Consider the following 18494-nt stretch of genomic DNA (forward strand, 5'->3'; position numbering starts at 1 on the left):
CTACGGGATCGGAACCGTTTCGCTCAGGGAAGAGACCCCGTTCTCATCGAATGCCTCGACCGCGACGTGATAGGAAACGCCCGCGTTCAGTGCCCGGACCTCCAGCCGTGTCGGCTGATCCGCGAACACCTGGTAGGTGGAATGCAGGCGATCCGGCGCGACTCCCCAGCGCACGTTGTAGCCCACCGCACCGGTCACCGGATGCCATTGCACGGTCACCTGGCGCGGATCGGCGTCGCGCCTGGCCTGCACGCGTTGCGGGGTCGCGGGGGATTTTCCGTCTGCATTGCCGAACACCCGCAAATCGCTGATCGCCAGGTGCGCGGCGCCGACGTGGCCATGCACGTAGCGCACGTGCCGCGCGCGCACCGGCGCGGCCAGGGGCAGGTAGGCGTTGGGCCGATCCCGGCGCGGTCCGTCGGTGGCGGCCAGTGGCTGCCAGTGGCGGCCGTCGAGCGAGTACTCCAGGCGGAACTCGGTATAGATGTCATCCGAATCGCCATAGAGTCCGGACTGGTAGTCGGCGAAGTTGACCTGCACCGCGCGCACGCTGCGCTCGCCGCCCAGATCCACGCTCAGCGTCTGTCCGGCCGCATTGTCCGCGGCAACCCAGAACGTACGCGGATTCTCGTCGGTGGCGTTGGCCGCGGCGAAATCCTTGTGCACCGACGACGCGCTGGCGCGCTTGCGGTAGGACAACAGCATCCAGCCGGTGAACAGGCTTTCCGGATCGGCGTTGGCGGCATCCGGCACATAGTGGGGGAAGTCGCCGAAGCGCGTGGACACGGACATCTGCCCGTCTGCGCCGAACGCTGCGGGGAACATCGCGATCCGCCGCTCGAAGGTCCAGTTGTAGCCAATCCAGGGCGTCCCGGTGTTCCACCAGTTGCCATGCGCATCCTGGAAGGTGGAGCCGTGTCCGGCGCCATGCACGAACCCGCCGGGCTTGTAGCCCACCGGGTTGTAGGGCGCGTACTCGAACGGTCCCAGCGGACCGTCGCCGACGTAGACGCCGGTCGCGTAGGCGTTGTATTCGGTGCCGGGCGCGCCGTATTGCAGGTAGTAGCGGCCGCCGACCTTGTTCATCCACGCGCCCTCGATGTAGGTGGGGCTGTTCTCCTCGCGATGGTCCTGGCCGAAACGCTCCCAGCCATGCCGCTTCGGATCCAGCAGGATCAGCGCGCGTGGCTTGCCGATGTAGCGCATGCCGCGATCCATGTCGAGCTCGATGCCATAGAGCGGAAACGTATCGGAAGATCCCCAGTACAGGTACCAGCGGCCATCGTCGTCCTTGAAGAACGACGGATCCCACGGTCCAGGCGGAACCTCGGTGGGTTGCGGGTCACCGACGCGCCAGGGTTGCATGAACTGATCCATGCCGGGACGCACCGCGTTGGGAAGCTCCGGCGTCCGGCGGGTGAAGAAGTCGAAAACGCCATGTTCCGGGTCACGGCTGACCAGCACCGCGCCGGGGCCGAACATCGAGCGCATCAGCAGCAGGCGGTCGCCATCGGAAATCGCCGCCGGCGCGACCATGCTGTCGAAGGGCCAACGACTGGGTTCGATGAAACGCCAATCCACCAGATCGGTCGAGCGCCAGTAGCCGTCGGCCAGGGTCTGGAACAGGTAGTAGGCATCGCCATGCCGGACCACCACCGGATCGGCGCCGGTGCGATAGGAGATCTCCTGGTTCAACTGTTCGAAGTTGTAGCGGTAATCGATGTCGATCGGATTGGCATAGGTCTTCCTCCCCTCGGGTGCCGGGGACGACCCGGTCGCCTGGGCCGCCGCGGCCAGTGAAAACAGCAGGGCGCCGGCCAGCCGGCGGAAAACGGTGCGCGCCACGACTCCTCCAGGAACGGTCCACTGAAAACGTTTTCAGTCCCCGGAGTATTGCCTCCCGTCCGCCTGCGGGAAAGCCGCAGTGCAGCGAAACGTCGTTCGCTCGAAGCTAGGGATGTCAGGCGACCCGGATTCGTCCAGGAACGCGCGGCATGGCGACCCTGCCCCATCCGGCCATTCCATCGCCGGGCGCCGCGGACACCCTGCCCGTCGTCGGCCCTCAGGCTTCCTCGGTGACCCGCAGGACTTCCTCGATCGTGGTCTGCCCGGCCAGCGCCTTGGCGATGCCGTCCTCGTACATGGTCTGCATGCCGCCCGCCCGCGCGATCTCCTCGATCTCGCCCATGCCGGCGTGGCGCATCACCGCACGCCGCAGTTCGTCGTTCATCACCAGGAATTCGATGATCGTGGTCCGGCCCAGGTAGCCGGTCGGCGCGACGGCCGACGGACGCGGGCGGTACAGGACGATGTCGCCTTCCGGCTGGAAGCGGCGCAGGCCGAACTTCTCGATCTCCTCGGGCGAGGCGCGGTACGGCTCGGCGTGGGTCGGCTCCAGCCGGCGCACCAGGCGCTGGGCGAGGATGCCGTTGATCGTGGAGGTGAGCAGATAATCCTCCACCCCCATGTCGAGCATGCGGGTGATGCCGCCGGCGGCGTTGTTGGTGTGCAGCGTGGACAGCACCAGGTGGCCGGTCAGCGCGGACTGGATGGCGATGCGCGCGGTTTCCAGATCGCGCATTTCGCCGATCATGATGATGTCCGGATCCTGGCGGACGATGCTGCGCAGCGCATGCGAGAAATCCAGCCCGATCTGCGGCTTGGCCTGGATCTGGTTGATGCCCTCGATCTGGTATTCGACCGGATCCTCGACGGTGATGATCTTGACGTCGCTGGTGTTGAGTTTGCTCAGCGCGGTGTACAGCGTGGTGGTCTTGCCCGAACCCGTCGGCCCGGTCACCAGCAGGATGCCATGCGGCTGCTCCAGCACCTTCTGGAACTGCGGCAGGAACGCGTCGGTGAAGCCCAGGCGCTTGAAATCGAACACCACGGTCTCGCGATCCAGCAAACGCATGACCACGCTCTCGCCGTGCGCCGTGGGCACGGTGCTGACGCGCAGATCCAGTTCCTTGCCCTGCACGCGCAGCATGATGCGGCCGTCCTGCGGCAGCCGGCGTTCGGCGATGTTGAGCTTGGCCATGATCTTGATGCGGCTGATCACGGCGGCAGTGAGGTTGGCGGGCGGACTCTCGGCCTCCTCCAGCACGCCGTCCACGCGATAGCGGACCTTCAGCCGGTTCTCGAACGGCTCGATGTGCACGTCCGAAGCGCGCAGTTCCACCGCACGCTGGATGATCAGGTTGACCAGGCGGATCACCGGCGCCTCGGACGCCAGGTCGCGCAGGTGTTCGACGTCGTCCAGGTCGCCGGCGGTCTCGCCGTCGGCGTTCTCCACGATGGCGCCCATCGCGCTGCGTCCCTGGCCGAAGTAACGCTCGATCAGATCATCGATCTCCGAACGCAACGCCACCCGCTGGCGCACCGCCTTGCCGGTCGCCAGTTGCACGGCTTCGACCGGGTAACCGTCCTGCGGATCGGCCACCAGCAGATCCACGCCGGCCTCGTCCTCGCCCACCGGGCAGACATGGAACTGCTTGAGGAAGCGCACCGACAACGGCGTTGCCTCGGGCGGCAGTTCGGGCAGTTCCTTGGCGCTGACCAGCGACAGGCCCAGTACGTCGGCGGCCGTCTCGGCATGATCGCGCTCGGACACCAGCCCCAGCCGCGACAGCAGCGACAACAGGCTGCCGCCGGTTTCCTCCTGCACCCGCCGCGCCCGCGCCAGATCGGGCTCCTTGAGCTTTCCACGCGACAGCAGCGCTTCGACCATCCGCTCCTCGGCGCCGACTTCGGTGGTCTGGGATTCAATCAGGGCGTTCACGTCGCACTCCCGTTGCAGGCGTCCACTTTACCAATGTCTACCATCGACCGGAGTCGCCCGCGTGACCGGGAACCGACGACGGCAATCCTTCGGGGCGGGTTACTGGCGGACCTGCAGGTTGACTCCGCTGAAAGGGGTTTCACCCACCACGAGGACGTAGTAGGTCCCCGCGCGGGCTTCGGCGGGCGCGATACGGATGGTTTCGACCGTGCCGGGACGCCGCGAACCGTACTGGTGCGCGCTAGCGGTCGGCACCCGGTCGAAGCCCGCGTATACCGAAACATCGCCCTGCCCACCGTAACTCATGATGCTGATCAACCGCCCGGGCGCCGCCTCGAAGCGGTACAGCCACTGACTGCCGGCACCGCCATTCATGCCGGTCACCGGCACCCGGTTCCGCACCGGGCTGGCCTGCGGTCCGCAGTCCACGCACGCAGGCTTCAGCGCCTCATCCAGCGCGGCACGCGCATCCAGCAGACCGATCCCGATGGGCGTTGTCGCCGGTATCCGCGCGGGAAACGGGCGCGCGGTCCTGAGCAGCAGGCTCTCCATTTCCGAGGGTGTCAACGGAACCCGACCCGCCTGCGCGCGCGCGCCCTGGACCAGGGCCGCCACTGCGGAGACGTGCGGCGTGGCCATGGAAGTTCCGATCTTGCCGAAATAACCGAACTCGCCCGAGGCCGGGTCCGTCTTGCTCGAGGAACCGGCCTGGAGCACATAACCGTCCCAGCCGGAATTGCCAGTGTCCTCCCCCCCGCCACCACCCGGCGCCGCGATATCGACCGCCGCGCCGAAGTTTGAGTAATAGGCCTTGCCGCCGGTGATGCGCGAGGCGCCGACGGTGATCACGCCACGACAGCTGGCCGGGCTGACATCCGCCGCATCCACGTTGCTGTTGCCCGCCGCCACCACCACCACGCTGCCGTTGGCGGTCGCGATGTCGATGGCGTCCTGGGTAATGCGCGGACACGAGCGATTGCCGCCCAGGCTCAGGTTGATGACCTCGGCGGGATGGGGATTGGCGGGCACACCCGGAACCCGCCCACCAGAGGCCCAGACAATCGCATCCGCGATGTCCGAGGTCAGGCCGCCGCAACGACCCAGCACCCGGACCGGAAGCACCTTGGCCCGGTACGCGACGCCCGCCCCCCCCAGCCCGTTGTGGGTGACTTCGGCGATGGTGCCGGCCACGTGGCTGCCATGCCAGGTGCTGTTGCGCACCGGCGAGCCGCCGTAGCACTCGCCCGCCACCGGACTCCAGTCCCCCAGATCCAGCGCTCCCGCCACCCGGGCGTCGGTGGGTCTGCGCGATATCCAGGCATTGCTGATGAAGTCGTAGCCGGGCAACAGGTTCGCGGACAAATCCGGATGATCGGTCAGCACCCCGGTATCGAGCACCGCGACCACCACACCCTCACCCTGTGCGATGTCCCAGGCCCTCGGCGCGCCGATGCCTCCCACCGGATGATGGAAATGCCACTGGAGGTCGAACAGCAGGTCATTCGGCGGGTCATTCGGTGCGTACAGCGGGTACATGCGTTCGTCCGCCTCCGCGAGCAGCACGCCGGGATCGGATCTGAGTTCAGCCAGCAACCGCGCCATTTCCGCCTGGGAAAGTGCACGCGAGAGCGAGAACGCGTCGCCGCCGCTGGCCAATGGATGCAGCATCCTGACGCCAAGCATGCCGCCATTCCCGCGCTGCCGTGGCGGTGTATCCAACAAGCGTGCGCGCGCCACGGCCGCGCGCACGACCGCAGCCTTGTCGTGGCTGCGCGTGCCGGCGATACGCTGGCGCACGATGATGCGGTCTCCCTCGATGCGCCTTGGCGGCGTCGACTCGACTTCCGCCGTCCGCGCCAGCGGAATCGCCGCCAGGCTCGACTCCGCCGCGATCGCCCAGACCAGCAGCGCCATGGCGGTCATCATCCCCTTTCCGTTGCATTTCATATTCGTGGTTCCTTCTTTGATTAATCGCCCGATGCGGTGTCGTGCATCCATCACCGTCACCAGCCGAAACCGGCACCCATGCCGACCGAGCGTTCGTCCCCGCTGAGCGCGCCGCCCAGACTGAATGTGGCCCGCTCGCCGAAAGCGCGCTGGTAGCCCACTGACAGCGCGCGTTCGCCACCCTGGAAACCCACGCCCACGCCGACGCGGTTGTCGGTGCGAATGCCCGCGGCGCTGATCGCCATGTTGAGCATGGCCGCGCCCATCGCGCCCTGCCGGTCGATGCGGCGGTCCTGGGCATGGAGGCGGCGTTCCAGATCGCCCTTGAACCGGGTGAAGTCGTCGTTCCACGCCGCGAACCGGGTGTCCGTGTAGGCATTGGCGTTGGCCAGCGTCTTCGCCGCGGTGGCATCGGCATGGGCGTTTGCATTGGCCAGCGCCTTCGTCGTACTCGCGTCGGTATAGGCGTTGGCATTCGTCTCCGCCCTCGCGCCCACCGCGTCGGCATGCGTGGTCGCATCGACCAGCGTCCGCGCCGCGCGCGCATCGGTGTAGGCGTTCGCATTCGTCTCCGCCCGCGCTCCCGTCGCTTCGGCATGCGCGTTCGCATCGGCCAGCGTCCGCGCCGCGCGCGCATCGGTGTAGGCGTTCGCATTCGTCTCTGCTCGCGCTCCCGTCGCTTCGGCATGCGCGTTCGCATCGGCCAGCGTCCGCGCCGCGCGCGCATCGGTGTAGCTGTTCGCATTCGCCTCCACCCGCGCTCCCGTCGCGTCGGCGTGCGCCCGCGTGTCCGCCAGGCCGGCGTCCATCTGGCCCTTGTTGACGGCATCGGTTTCCACGACGCCCGCCGCCACGTGGACAATCTGGCGTTCCTGGCCGGTGCGTCCCACCGACACGCTGTTGCCGCGCTCGCTGACGGCACCGGCTCCCAGGGCCACGCTGTTCTCCGCCAGGCTCCACGCGCCATTGCCGATGGCGATGCTTCCGTGTCCGCTGGCCTGGCTGGCGCTTCCCATCGCAGCGGCGCCGATACCGGAAGCATGGGCATGGCTGCCGGCCGCCATCGAACCCTGTCCATCCGCGAGGGCGCTGTAACCCGTGGCGGTGGCATCGTCCGCAAGCGCGCTGGCACCGTTGCCGGAGGCGGACGCGCGCTGGCCATAGGCGGAACTGGTTGCGCCCAGTGCGACCGCATAATCGCCCAGCGCCGCGGCGTCGGAACCCAACGCCACCGCATCCTCGCCTTCCGCATAGGCCAGGCCGGGCCCATTGGACTGGACGTGATGTTGAATCGCGACCGCCATCGAACCGGCACCGAACATGGTTGTCCGGGAGTTGCTCCCCTGCACCGGCGACGACTCCGCGGGAGTCCGGCTTTCGGTTTCGGTCGCCAAAGCGTTCCCCGCCATCAACAGCGACGCGACCGCGATGTTGATCGCGATGGCGAACGTCGAGGTCCTGCACGTTCGGCATGATGACGACCGGCGGGCCCTTGCCGTGGAAACCGGGCTGTCATTGCCAGCGGTGCGGTTCCTGCGGATGGCAGGCATGGAATGGCGCATCTTTGAGACTCCCTTTTCCTGAGCAAAAAAATCCCGCGACCACCGGATGTGCCGGTTGTCGGTGTCTTGGTTGGAGATGACCCCCGGGTGGACGGAAACACCCGTCGATGAGGCTTCCGTTGCAGGCTCGGGAACGGAACCCTCAAACCTGTGCCGTCGGATAGTCTGCAGACGGGATGGCGCCGTCAACTAACATTGACATTCCGTCGGTATCGCGAACGCCATCCCGCCACCGCAGTGGCATTGGGATCGTGCGGTACCGAAAAAAAAAAGCGGCGCCGAAGCGCCGCTTTTTCCGTCATCGCGATAAGGCCTTCGCTCAGCCCACCCACACCCGCGCGTTGCGGAACATCCGCAGCCACGGCGAGTCCTCGTGCCAGTCGGACGGCGCCCAGCTCAGGTTGACGCTGCGCGGGGTACGCTCCGGGTGCGGCATCAGGATGGTGGAGCGGCCGTCGTCGCTGGTCAGGCCGGTGATGCCGTCGGGCGAGCCGTTGGGGTTGAGCGGATACTGCGTGGCCGCGTTGCCTTCGCCGTCGATGTAGCGCAGCGCGACCCGCACCGCGGCCTGGTCCACCGCGCTGTCGAACTCGGCGCGTCCCTCGCCGTGCGCGACCGCGACCGGGATGCGCGAGCCGGCCATGCCGCGCAGCAGGATCGAAGGCGACTCCAGCACTTCCAGCAGCGAGGTGCGGGCTTCGAACTGCTCGCTGCGATTGCGCAGGAAGCGCGGCCAGTGCGTCGCACCGGGGATGATGTCCTTGAGCTGGCTCAGCATCTGGCAGCCGTTGCACACGCCCAGCGAGAAGGTGTCGCCGCGCGCGAAGAACGTGGCGAACGCCTCGCGCAGCGCGGCCCGCTCCAGCACCGAGGTGGCCCAGCCGCGCCCCGCGCCAAGCACGTCGCCGTAGCTGAAGCCGCCGCAGGCGGCGAAACCCTTGAAATCGGCCAACGACACACGGCCGGCGACCAGGTCGCTCATGTGCACGTCGTAGGCGTCGAATCCGGCGCGATCGAACACCGACGCCATCTCGATCTGCCCGTTGACGCCCTGCTCGCGCAGGATCGCGACCTTCGGGCGCGCGCCGGTGGCGATGAACGGCGCGGCCACATCCTCGGACGGATCGAAGGCGAGCTTCGGCTTGAGTCCGGCGGCGGTGAACTGGCGCGCCACGTCGCGCTCCTGATCGGCCGCTTCCGGGTTGTCGCGCAGCTTCTGCATCGCGTGGGTCACCGACCACCACGCATCGAACAGCGCTTCCCAACGCCATTCGCTCAGGGTCTCGCCATCCTGCTGCACGCGGATCACCGGGGCCGTGCTCGGGCGGGCGATGCGCTGCGCGCATTCGGTGAGCGCATGGCGTTCGACCAGATCGGCGAACGCCGCGCGATCCTCGTCGGCCACCTGCACCACCGCGCCCAGTTCCTCGGCGAACAGGGTGCGGAACGGATCATCGCCCCAGCCATCGAGGTTGATGTCCAGTCCCAGGTGCGAGGCGAACGCCATTTCGCACAGGGTCGCGAATGCGCCACCATCGCTGCGATCGTGATAGGCCAGCAGCAGGCCGGCCTCGCGCGCGTCGCGGATCAGCGCGAAGAAATCACGCAGCCGCTGCGGGTCGTCCAGATCCGGCACGCCGTCATCGGCTTCGTCGCCGGCGAACGCCGGCAGGCCGTGGCGATGGCCAGCTTCCGGATGGACCTGCGCCAGGATCGAACCACCCAGCCGCTTCTTGCCCGCGCCCAGGCCGATCAGCCACAGATCGCTGGCTTCCTCGCGCTGCAGCAGCGGAGTGAGCTGCCGGCGCACGTCGGTCACCGGCGCGAACGCACTGATCACCAGCGACACCGGCGACACCGATTTCTGCGGGCCGTCCGCGCCCTGCCATTGCGCCTGCATCGACAGCGAGTCCTTGCCGACCGGAATGCTCAGGTCGATGTCCGGACACAATTCCATGCCCACGGCGCGGACCGCGTCGAACAGAAGCGCGTCTTCACCGTCGTGGCCGGCGGCGGCCATCCAGTTGGCCGACAGCTTGATTCGGTCCAGCGACTCGATCGGCGCGGCGCACAGGTTGGTGATCGCCTCGCCCACCGCCATGCGGGCGGCGGCGGCGGCGTCCAGCAGCGCCAGCGGCGTGCGTTCGCCGATCGCCATCGCCTCGCCGCTGAAGCGGCTGTAGTCCGACAGGGTGATCGCGCAGTCGGCGACCGGCATCTGCCATGGACCGATCAGCTGATCGCGCGCGGTCAGGCCGCCGACACTGCGATCGCCGATCGTGATCAGGAACTGCTTGGCCGCCACGGTGGGATGCGCGAGCACCCGCAGGCCGGCCTCATGCAGGTCGAGCTTCGCCGTTTCCAGCGCAGGCCACGGTGCGGGCGCGGGATGGCGGGCTTCGCGATGCATCTTCGGCGCCTTGCCGAACAGCACGTCCATCGGCAGATCGATCGGCGCATCGGCGGGAATCGCGTCGACAGTCGCGCCGTAGGCCACCACCAGGCGCTCTTCCGTCGTCGCCACGCCGACCGCCGCGAACGGACAGCGCTCGCGCTCGCACAACGCGGCGAACTCGGCCAGCCGCGCCTGCGGCACACCGAGCACGTAGCGTTCCTGGGATTCGTTGCACCACAACTGCATCGGCGACAGCGAGGGATCGTCGGTGGGCACCTTGCCCAGATCGATCACGCCGCCGACGCCTGAATCATGCAGCAGTTCCGGAATGGCGTTGGACAGGCCGCCCGCGCCGACGTCATGGAACCACAGGATCGGATTGTCCTCGCCCATCGCCACGCAGCGATCGATGACTTCCTGGCAGCGCCGCTCCATTTCCGGGTTGTCACGCTGCACGCTGGCGAAATCCAGTTCCTCGGCGCTCTCGCCGGAGGCCACCGAACTGGCCGCGCCGCCGCCCAGGCCGATCAGCATCGCCGGACCGCCGAGCACGATCACCGCGTCGCCGGCGGACAGCGTCTTCTTCTGCACCTGGATGCGATCGATCGCACCCAGGCCGCCAGCCAGCATGATCGGCTTGTCGTAGGCACGCGCCAGCGCATCGCCCTGCGCCAGTTCGAAGCTGCGGAAATAACCCAGCAGGTTGGGACGGCCGAATTCGTTGTTGAACGCGGCGCCGCCCAGCGGGCCGTCCAGCATGATTTCCAGCGCGGGCGCCATGCGCGGATTGAGCGCGCGCCCGGCTTCCCACGGCTGCGGCAGCGTGGGAATGCGCAGATGGGAAACACTGAAGCCGGTCAGGCCGGCCTTGGGCTTGCCGCCGCGACCGGTCGCGCCCTCGTCGCGGATCTCGCCGCCGGCGCCGGTGCTGGCGCCGGGGAACGGCGCAATCGCGGTGGGATGGTTGTGGGTCTCGACCTTGATGCAGAACGCCGAGTCCAGGGTCGCCTCGACCCGGTAACGGCCCTGCCCGTCCGGGCGGAAGCGCGCGGCCGGATAGCCTTCCACCACCGCCGCGTTGTCGCGGTAGGCCGACAGCGTGTACTGCGGCGTCTGCGCGTGGGTGTGCTTGATCATCCGGAACAAGGACTGCGGACCGCCATTGACCAGCATTTCCTTGCCGTCGATGGTCCAGGACGCATTGAAGATCTTGTGCCGGCAGTGCTCGGAATTGGCCTGCGCGAACATCATCAGTTCGACGTCGGACGGATCCCGGCCCAGCTCGCGGTAGCGATCGCGCAGGTAGGCGATCTCGTCATCGGCCAGCGCCAGGCCCAGGCGGGTGTTGGCGGTTTCCAACTGGTCCAGCGGGATGCGTTCCAGCTCACCGCGTGCCGGCGTGGTGAACAGCGCCGCCGCCTGTTCGCGGGCGGCCAGCAGGGATTGCGTCATCGGGTCATGCAGCGCCTTGGCCAGCGCGGGCATGTCGTCGGTCCAGCCTTCCAGATCGATGCGCATGCCGCGTTCGACCCGGTGCAGTTCCAGGCCGGCGCCGCGCAGCAGTTCGGTGGCCTTGCTGGCCCACGGCGACAGGGTGCCCAGGCGCGGCACGACGAAGCGGGAGACCCCGCCCGCGGCCAGCGGCTCTGGCTGTTCATGCGCCTGCAGGATGCGGCGCAGGGTCGCTTCGTCGAGGCTTGCCGAGGCATCGGCATCGATGAAATAGACGTGCCAGGCACCGCGGATGCGGACGTGGGGGATCAGGGACTGGAGCTTGCTTTCGAGCCGCGCGCGGCGGAATTGCGACAAGGCCGGCTGGCCTTCGAGGACGATCATGTCCGGAACCGTGGGAGCGTGCCGTCAGGACGGGGCCCGCTATTGTAACGGAGGCCGGGTTCCCGGACCCGACCCAGCCCGGATCCGGCTCCTGGCCGGACCTCTGGCGCCCGCGGGCCGGCGCCCGGGCATGAAAAAGGCCGGCCCCTGCAAGGGGACCGGCCTTCGGGCATCCCAAAAGACGGGAGCTTCGGTCAGGGCGCGCCGCCGGCCTTGGCTTGCTCGGCGGCCAGGTCGTCCAGCGCCTTGCGCAGGGCGGCCGGCGGCAGGTAGCCGCCCAGCTGGGTGCCGTCGGCGGCGAAGATCGCCGGGGTGCCGTCCACGCCGACCCGCTGGCCGATGTTGTATTCCATGGTGACCGGGTTGGTGCAGTCGCGCGACTGCACCGGGCGGCCGGACTTGGCTTCCGTCAGCGCCTTCTTGCGATCGGTCGAGCACCAGACCGAGATCATGTCCTTGTGGTCCTGGCTGCCCAGGCCCATGCGCGGGAACGCCAGGTACTCCACCGCGATGCCCTGCCGGTTGATCTCGGCGATCTCGCTGTGCAGCTTGCGGCAGTAGCCGCATTCGATGTCGGTGAACACGCTGACCGTGTACTTGGCGTTCGGCGGCGAGAACACGATGCGATCGGCGTGCGGCACCGACTTGAGCAGATCGGCGCGATAGCGCGCCATCGCCGGGCTGCCCTTCATCAGTTCGCGGTTGCCACCCTGCAGGTCGACCACCGCGCCCTGCACCAGGTAGCGGCCATCGTCGCTGATGTAGACCAGCTGGCCGCCGGCGATCACTTCGCGGAAGCCGGGCAGCGGCGCCACGCCGACATATTCGACGCTGATCTGCGGATTGAGTCGCTTGATCGCCTCGCGCACCTTGGCATCGGCAGGACCGCCGCTGGAAGCCGCATTGGCGGAAGCCGGCGCGGACTTGTTGTCGGCGCCCGGCGCCTGCGGTGCCTGCGCGCATGCGGTGAGGCTGAAAGCGCCCAGCAGCGCGATGGAAAGAAGGCGGGTCATCGGCATCTCGTTTCAATTCCGCCGGGGGCGGCCAGTCAGGATGCGGGCAATTCTCGCACAGCCCCGAGTCAGTTCGATTAACCGGGTCTCAGGCGCGCGGATGGTGCTTGCCGTGCAGTTGCTTCAGATGCTCGCGCGCGACCAGGGTGTAGATCTGGGTGGTGGACAGCGAACTGTGGCCCAGCAGCAGTTGCAGCGCGCGCAGATCCGCGCCGCGGTTGAGCAGATGGGTGGCGAAACTGTGGCGCAGACCGTGCGGGCTGATCCGTACCGGATCGATGCCGGCCACGGCGGCGTAACGTTTGACCAGGGTCCAGAATTGCTGCCGGCTTGGCGCTTCGCCTCGCGGCGTGAGGAACAGCGCCGCCAGGCTGCGCTTGTTGGCGAGCGCCGGCCGCGCTTGCGCCAGATAGGTTTCCAGCCAGTGCTGCGATTCCTCGCCCAGCGGCACCAGCCGCTCCTTGCTGCCCTTTCCGGTCACCCGGATCACGCCCTGGCGCAGATTGACCGCGGTGGCCGGCAGATTGACCAGTTCGCTGACGCGCAGTCCCGCCGCGTACATCAGCTCCAGCATCGCGCGATCGCGCAGGCCCTCGGGCGTATCGGCCAGCGGCGCCGCCAGCAGCGCGTCGATCTCCGACTCGGCCAGCGCCTTGGGCAGCGAGCGCGGCAGCTTCGGCGGGTCCAGCAAGGCGGTTGGATCGTCGCCGCGATCGCCGCGACGCAGACGATGGGCGAAGAAGGCCCGCAGCGACGACAGCAGCCGCGCGTTGCTGCGCGGCGAGTAGCCTTCGCGGGTACGCCAGGCGAAGTAGTCGAACAGGGCGGCGCGATCGGCCTGCGCCAAGCCGCCGTGCGCGCCATTGCGCCAGCGCGCGAAGCCCTCCAGATCCCGCCGGTAGCTGTCCAGCGAAGGGCGCGCCAGGCCGCTCTCGGCCCAGGTGGCATCCAGGAACGCCGCGATGACCGCGGCGTCGGCGTCGGGAACGGGGGGCAGCGCCTGTACTTGCTGGCGGCGCTCGGCGGGCGTGCGGGAAGTCATCGCGCAAGCTTAGGTCAGATCCGCGCACGGACGCATGCGGGAATGCGGGTCCATTGGCACCGCGCGCGCGGCGGCGCGCTATCCTTTTGCGATGACCGCGTCCGCCACACCCACCGAAAAACCCCGCGCCCTGATCGGCTGGCGCCTGCTGTCACTGCTCTACGACGTATGGCCGGTCCTGGCGCTGTGTATGCTCATCTCCCTGGCCTTCACCCTCGGCTACACCTTCCTGGGCCACCACGCCGCACGCGAGAACATCGCGCCCTACAGTCCGCTGCAGCTCCTGCTCTGGCTGTGCTGCTGGACCGTGGCCGGGCTATACGCGACGCTCAGTTGGGCGCGCGGCGGACAGACGCTGGGCATGCGTCCGTGGCGGTTGAAGGTGGTGGACGCGCAGGGTGGACCACCGACGATGCGCGCACTGTGGCTGCGGTTTGCCGTCGCCACGCTGTCGCTGGGACTGGGCGGATTGGGGTTCTGGTGGGCGTGGGTCGATCGGGATCGGTTGGCGTGGCATGACCGCTTCAGCGGCACGCGGATGATCCGGCTGCCCAGGCAGAAGCGCTGACGCATTGTTTTCCCGGCGCGCTGCGGCGCGTTCGATACCCCGCCACCGAAAGTGGGTCGGGGCGCGGCATGACCGCTTCAGCGGCACGCGGATGATCCGATTGCCGAAGCAGGAGCGCTGACGCATTGTTTTCCCGGCGCGCTGCGGCGCGTTCGATACCCCGTCACCGAAAATGGGTCGGGGCGCGGCATGACCGCTTCAGCGGCACGCGGATGATCCGATTGCCGAAGCAGAAGCGCTGACGCATTGTTTTCCCGGCGCGCTGCGGCGCGTTCGATACCCCGTCACCGGAAGTGGGTCGGGGCGCGGCATGACCGCTTCAGCGGCACGCGGATGATCCGTCTGCCGAAGCGGAAGCGCTGACGCATTGTTTTCCCGGCGCGCTGCGGCGCGTTCGATACCCCGTCACCGGAAGTGGGTCGGGGCGCGGCATGACCGCTTCAGCGGCACGCGGATGATCCGTCTGCCGAAGCGGAAGCGCTGACGCATTGTTTTCCCGGCGCGCTGCGGCGCGTTCGATACCCCGTCACCGGAAGTGGGTCGGGGCGCGGCGCGACGCTATGCGCTGCGCCGTCGGAACATCCAGGCCGACACCGCCAGCAGCAGGATCGGCGGCATCGCGTAGGCGATGCGGAAGTCCATGTGGAACGCGCTGGCCAGGCGCACGAACTGCAATTGCAGCGCCCAGAAGCTGACCGCGAAGATGATGCCCAGGAACAGGCGCTTGCCCATGCCGCCGCTGCGCAGGCTGCCGAACGCGAACGGGATCGCGGCCAGGCACAGCGCCAGTACGTTGAGCGGATAGAACCAGCGGCTCCAGTACAGATCCTCGTACTCGCGCGCATCCAGCCCGTTGCGCTTGCGGTAGTCGATGTTCTGGCCGAGTTCGCGGGTCGGCAGGTTGCGCGCCTTGGTCAGGCCGGACGACAACACCGCCGCGTCGAGCTTGGATTCCCAGCGCTCGCCCAGCACCTGCTGCTGGGTCACCGAACGCGCGTGGAAGGTGGTCCGGCGCACGTTCTTCAACAGCCAGTGGCCCTCCAGATGCTCGGCGGTCGCCGCGTGGGCGATCGAGGCCAGGCGGCCGTCGGGAGCCAGTTCGTACAGGCGGACATCGCGCAGCTGCAGCCAGTTGCGGCCGTCTTCCTTGCGCTCCTCGCCGCTCTGCGCGTACATGAAGGTATTGCCTTCGCGCGCCCACAGGCCGGAGAAGCGATCCACCGCCACGTCGCCGCTGCGGGCGCTGTTCTTCAGCACGTCGGCCTGGCGCTGGCCCCACGGGCCCAGGGTCTCGCCGCTGAACACCATCAGCGCGGTCAGGATGCCGAGCGCGGCCGCCACCGAGATGCTCAGGCGTCGCCGCGACAGGCCCAGCGCGCGCAGCGCGGTCAGCTCGGAGCTGGCCGCCAACTGGCCCAGGCCCATCAGCGAACCGATCACCGCCGCGGTCGGGAACATCGTGTAGGCGCGGCGCGGCACCGTGTAAGCCAGCCAGGCCACCGCGTGGCCGAAGGTGTAGTTGCCCTTGCCGATGTCACTGACCTCGTTGGACAGCGCCATCACCAGGTCCAGGCCGACCAGCACCGCCCAGGTCAGCAACACCGTGGCCAGCACCACCCGGCCAACATACAGATCGTGCAGATTCGGACGCAGCCTCATGCGCGCGCCCTCGGACGGCCCAGCTTGCCGTCACGCAGATAGAACCAGATGGCCGCGGCCAGCAGCGGCAGGGTCAGCCACCACAGGCCGACGAAGCCCGGCAGCTTGCCGTCGGTGAGCAACTGGGTGCCGTTGAACATCAGGCTGACGCCGACCAGGTAGGCCAGGAACCCCAGCATGACCCGCCCATAGCGCGCCTGCCTCGGCGAACTGCGCGACAGCGGCAGGGTCAGCAGCGCGAACGCCAGCGCCAGCAGCGGCGGGGTCAGGCGGGCGTGCAGCTGGGCATTGGCGCCCGGCCGGTCGTCACCCAGCAGGGCCGGCGTGGACAGCACCTCGGGATCGTTCTGGTCCAGGGTGTCGGTGCGATCCGGCAGCGCCGATTCGTTGCTGGCATAGCGCATCAGCCGGTAGTCCAGGCCCTCCCCGGCCGGGCCCTCGACCCGGAATCCGTCGGTCAGGCGCAGATAGCGCTTGCGCTGGCCCTCGAAGAACATCTGCCCGTGCTGGGCGGTGACCACGTCCAGGCGATCCTCCTTCTGCCGGTGCATGAACACGCGGTTCAGGGTGGTGCCGTCGGCGGAGATGCCGCTGACGTAGACCACGGTGCCGTTCGAGAGCACGGTGAACTTGCCCGCCTCCAGCCCGGACACGACCAGGCTGCGATTGGCCTGGTCCAGCATGTTCTCGGCGGTCCGCTTGGCCCAGGGGCCGAGCCACAGCGAGCACAACGCCACCGCGGCCACCACCGGCACGACCAGCAGCAACAGCGGCCTCAGCAGGCGGCGCGGGCCCACCCCGGTACCGGTGAACACGGCCATCTCCGAGTCGCGATAAAGGCGGGAAAAGGCCAGCAGCAGCCCCAGCATCAGCGCCAGCGGCAGGATGTAGGGCAGATAGCCCAGGAACTGCAGCCCCAGCTGGGACAGCAGCAGCCGGGCCGGCACCTTGCCGTCGGCCACCTTGCCCAGGATGTCGGCCATCACCCCGCCCACGCTGACCATCAGCAGGATGATCAGGGTGGCCAGGAAGCTCTGGGTGAATTCTCGGAACAGGTAGCGGTCCAGCTTCGGCATCGTGCTTGTTTTACAATCCGGGGTTCGTTCGCTGGCGTCGGCAGACGGCGGTCTTGCGCTTCCGCACGGGAAGCCCGCCCTTCGACAGGACCCGCGATTGTACGGAACTGGCCATGGAATCTGCTCAATGACCCTGGAATTCACCCTGAACCATGACGCCCCGGCCAGCGCCGGCGTCGATTGCGTGGTGGTTGGCGCCTATGGCGACAAGACCCTGACCCCGGCCGCCCAGGCCATCGACGCCGCCAGCGGCGGCCGTCTGGCGGCCCTGGTCGCGCGCGGCGACATCAGCGGCAAGACCGGCAAGACCGCGCTCCTGCACGACCTGCCGGGCGTGGCCGCGCCGCGCGTGCTGGTGGTGGGACTGGGCGAGGCGGCGAAGTTCGGGGTGCCGCAGTACCTGAAGGCGGTCGGCGACGCCGCCCGCACGCTGAAGGCCGGCCCCTCGGCCAGCGCGCTGTTCACCCTGGCCGAAGTCGAGGTCAAGGACCGCGACGCGGCCTGGAAGATCCGCCAGGCGGTGATCGCCGCCGACCATGCCTGCTACCGCTACACCGCCACCCTGGGCAAGAAGAAGAACGACGAACCCGGCCTGGCCCGTTTCGCCATTTCCGGCGAAGACGCGCAGGCGCTGGCGCAGGGCGCGGCGATCGCGGCCGGCGTGCAGTTCACCCGCGAGCTGGGCAACCTGCCGCCGAATATCTGCAATCCCGCCTACCTGGCCGAGCAGTCGCAGAAGTTCGCCGCCGACAACGGCGCCGAATGCGAGGTGCTGGACGAGGCGCAGATGGAAACCCTCGGCATGGGTTCGCTGCTGGCGGTGGCCCGCGGCTCGGCCAACCGGCCGCGCCTGATCGTGCTGAAGTGGAACAACGGCGGCGATGCCAAGCCCTTCGTGCTGGTCGGCAAGGGCATCACCTTCGACACCGGCGGCGTCAACCTGAAGACCCAGGGCGGCATCGAGGAGATGAAGTACGACATGCTGGGCGCCGGCAGCGTCCTCGGCGCCTTCGTGGCGGCGGTGAAGATGCAGCTGCCGCTGAACCTGGTGGTGATCGTGCCGGCGGTCGAGAACGCCATCGACGGCAACGCCTACCGCCCGTCCGACGTCATCACCAGCATGTCGGGCAAGACCATCGAAGTCGGCAACACCGACGCCGAGGGCCGCCTGATCCTGTGCGACGCGCTGACCTACGCGCAGCGTTTCGAACCGCAGGCGCTGGTCGACGCCGCCACCCTGACCGGCGCGTGCATCGTCGCCCTCGGCCGCTACGCCACCGGTCTTATGAGCAAGCACGACGATCTGTCCAACGAACTGCTGGCCGCCGGCGAACAGGTCTTCGACCGCGCCTGGCGCCTGCCGCTGTGGGACGAGTACCAGACCCAGCTCGATTCCACCTTCGCCGACGTCTACAACATCGGCGGCCGCTGGGCCGGCGCGATCACCGCCGGCTGCTTCCTGGCCCGCTTCACCGAAGGCCAGCGCTGGGCCCACCTGGACATCGCCGGCGTCGCCAACGACGAAGGCAAGCGCGGCATGGCCACCGGCCGCCCGGTCGGCCTGCTGGCGCAGTGGTTGCTCGACAGGGCCGGGATTTGAGATTCGGGATTCGGG

General features: G+C 68.4%; 11 protein-coding genes. 2 read left to right on the top strand and 9 right to left on the bottom strand.

Going from position 1 to position 18494, the window contains the following annotated elements; genetic code table 11:
- The 7 genes from FHW78_RS06800 to xerD form a co-directional block, all read right to left on the bottom strand.
- Entirely contained in the window at window positions 1-1845 is a 1845-nt protein-coding gene (locus FHW78_RS06800; protein WP_183639089.1) for a family 43 glycosylhydrolase, read from the bottom strand.
- A 217-nt stretch (window positions 1846-2062) separates the two neighbouring features.
- The gene (gspE, locus tag FHW78_RS06805; RefSeq protein WP_183641204.1) at window positions 2063-3730 is read right to left on the bottom strand and encodes a type II secretion system ATPase GspE; all 1668 of its coding nucleotides are present in this window, start codon (window positions 3728-3730) and stop codon (window positions 2063-2065) included.
- A gap of 150 nt (window positions 3731-3880) precedes the next feature.
- Window positions 3881-5779 (bottom strand): S8 family peptidase, encoded by a 1899-nt coding sequence (locus tag FHW78_RS06810; protein WP_255443155.1) that lies wholly within the window; start codon window positions 5777-5779, stop codon window positions 3881-3883.
- A gap of 5 nt (window positions 5780-5784) precedes the next feature.
- Entirely contained in the window at window positions 5785-7278 is a 1494-nt protein-coding gene (locus tag FHW78_RS06815) for a YadA-like family protein (RefSeq protein ID WP_183639090.1), read from the bottom strand.
- Window positions 7279-7609: 331 nt separating this feature from the next.
- The gene (gene purL, locus FHW78_RS06820; RefSeq protein ID WP_183639091.1) at window positions 7610-11521 is read right to left on the bottom strand and encodes a phosphoribosylformylglycinamidine synthase; all 3912 of its coding nucleotides are present in this window, start codon (window positions 11519-11521) and stop codon (window positions 7610-7612) included.
- A gap of 194 nt (window positions 11522-11715) precedes the next feature.
- Window positions 11716-12534 carry a thioredoxin fold domain-containing protein gene (locus FHW78_RS06825; RefSeq protein WP_141455615.1) on the bottom strand — a complete coding sequence of 273 codons (819 nt, stop codon included), beginning with the start codon at window positions 12532-12534 and terminating at the stop codon, window positions 11716-11718.
- An 88-nt stretch (window positions 12535-12622) separates the two neighbouring features.
- On the bottom strand, window positions 12623-13576 hold the full coding sequence (gene xerD, locus FHW78_RS06830) for a site-specific tyrosine recombinase XerD (protein WP_183639092.1): 954 nt from the start codon (window positions 13574-13576) through the stop codon (window positions 12623-12625).
- A gap of 91 nt (window positions 13577-13667) precedes the next feature.
- On the opposite strand from xerD, the gene FHW78_RS06835 reads away from it, so the two are divergent.
- Window positions 13668-14144, top strand: a complete 477-nt coding sequence (locus FHW78_RS06835) for an RDD family protein (RefSeq protein WP_183639093.1) — start codon at window positions 13668-13670, stop codon at window positions 14142-14144.
- Between the two features lie 558 nt (window positions 14145-14702).
- On the opposite strand, the gene lptG is transcribed toward FHW78_RS06835, so the two are convergent.
- Window positions 14703-15803: an LPS export ABC transporter permease LptG gene (gene lptG / locus FHW78_RS06840; RefSeq protein ID WP_183639094.1), complete on the bottom strand. Its 1101-nt coding sequence runs from the start codon at window positions 15801-15803 to the stop codon at window positions 14703-14705.
- Entirely contained in the window at window positions 15800-16879 is a 1080-nt protein-coding gene (lptF, locus tag FHW78_RS06845; protein WP_183639095.1) for an LPS export ABC transporter permease LptF, read from the bottom strand. Before lptF ends, lptG begins: the two co-directional genes overlap by 4 nt.
- 127 nt (window positions 16880-17006) lie before the next feature.
- On the opposite strand from lptF, the gene FHW78_RS06850 reads away from it, so the two are divergent.
- Complete coding sequence (locus FHW78_RS06850) at window positions 17007-18479, top strand: leucyl aminopeptidase (protein ID WP_183639096.1); 1473 nt, start codon at window positions 17007-17009, stop codon at window positions 18477-18479.
- Window positions 18480-18494 lie beyond the last annotated feature (15 nt).

The sequence above is a fragment of the Pseudoxanthomonas sp. OG2 genome, from assembly GCF_014192765.1.
Classification (GTDB): domain Bacteria; phylum Pseudomonadota; class Gammaproteobacteria; order Xanthomonadales; family Xanthomonadaceae; genus Pseudoxanthomonas_A; species Pseudoxanthomonas_A beigongshangi.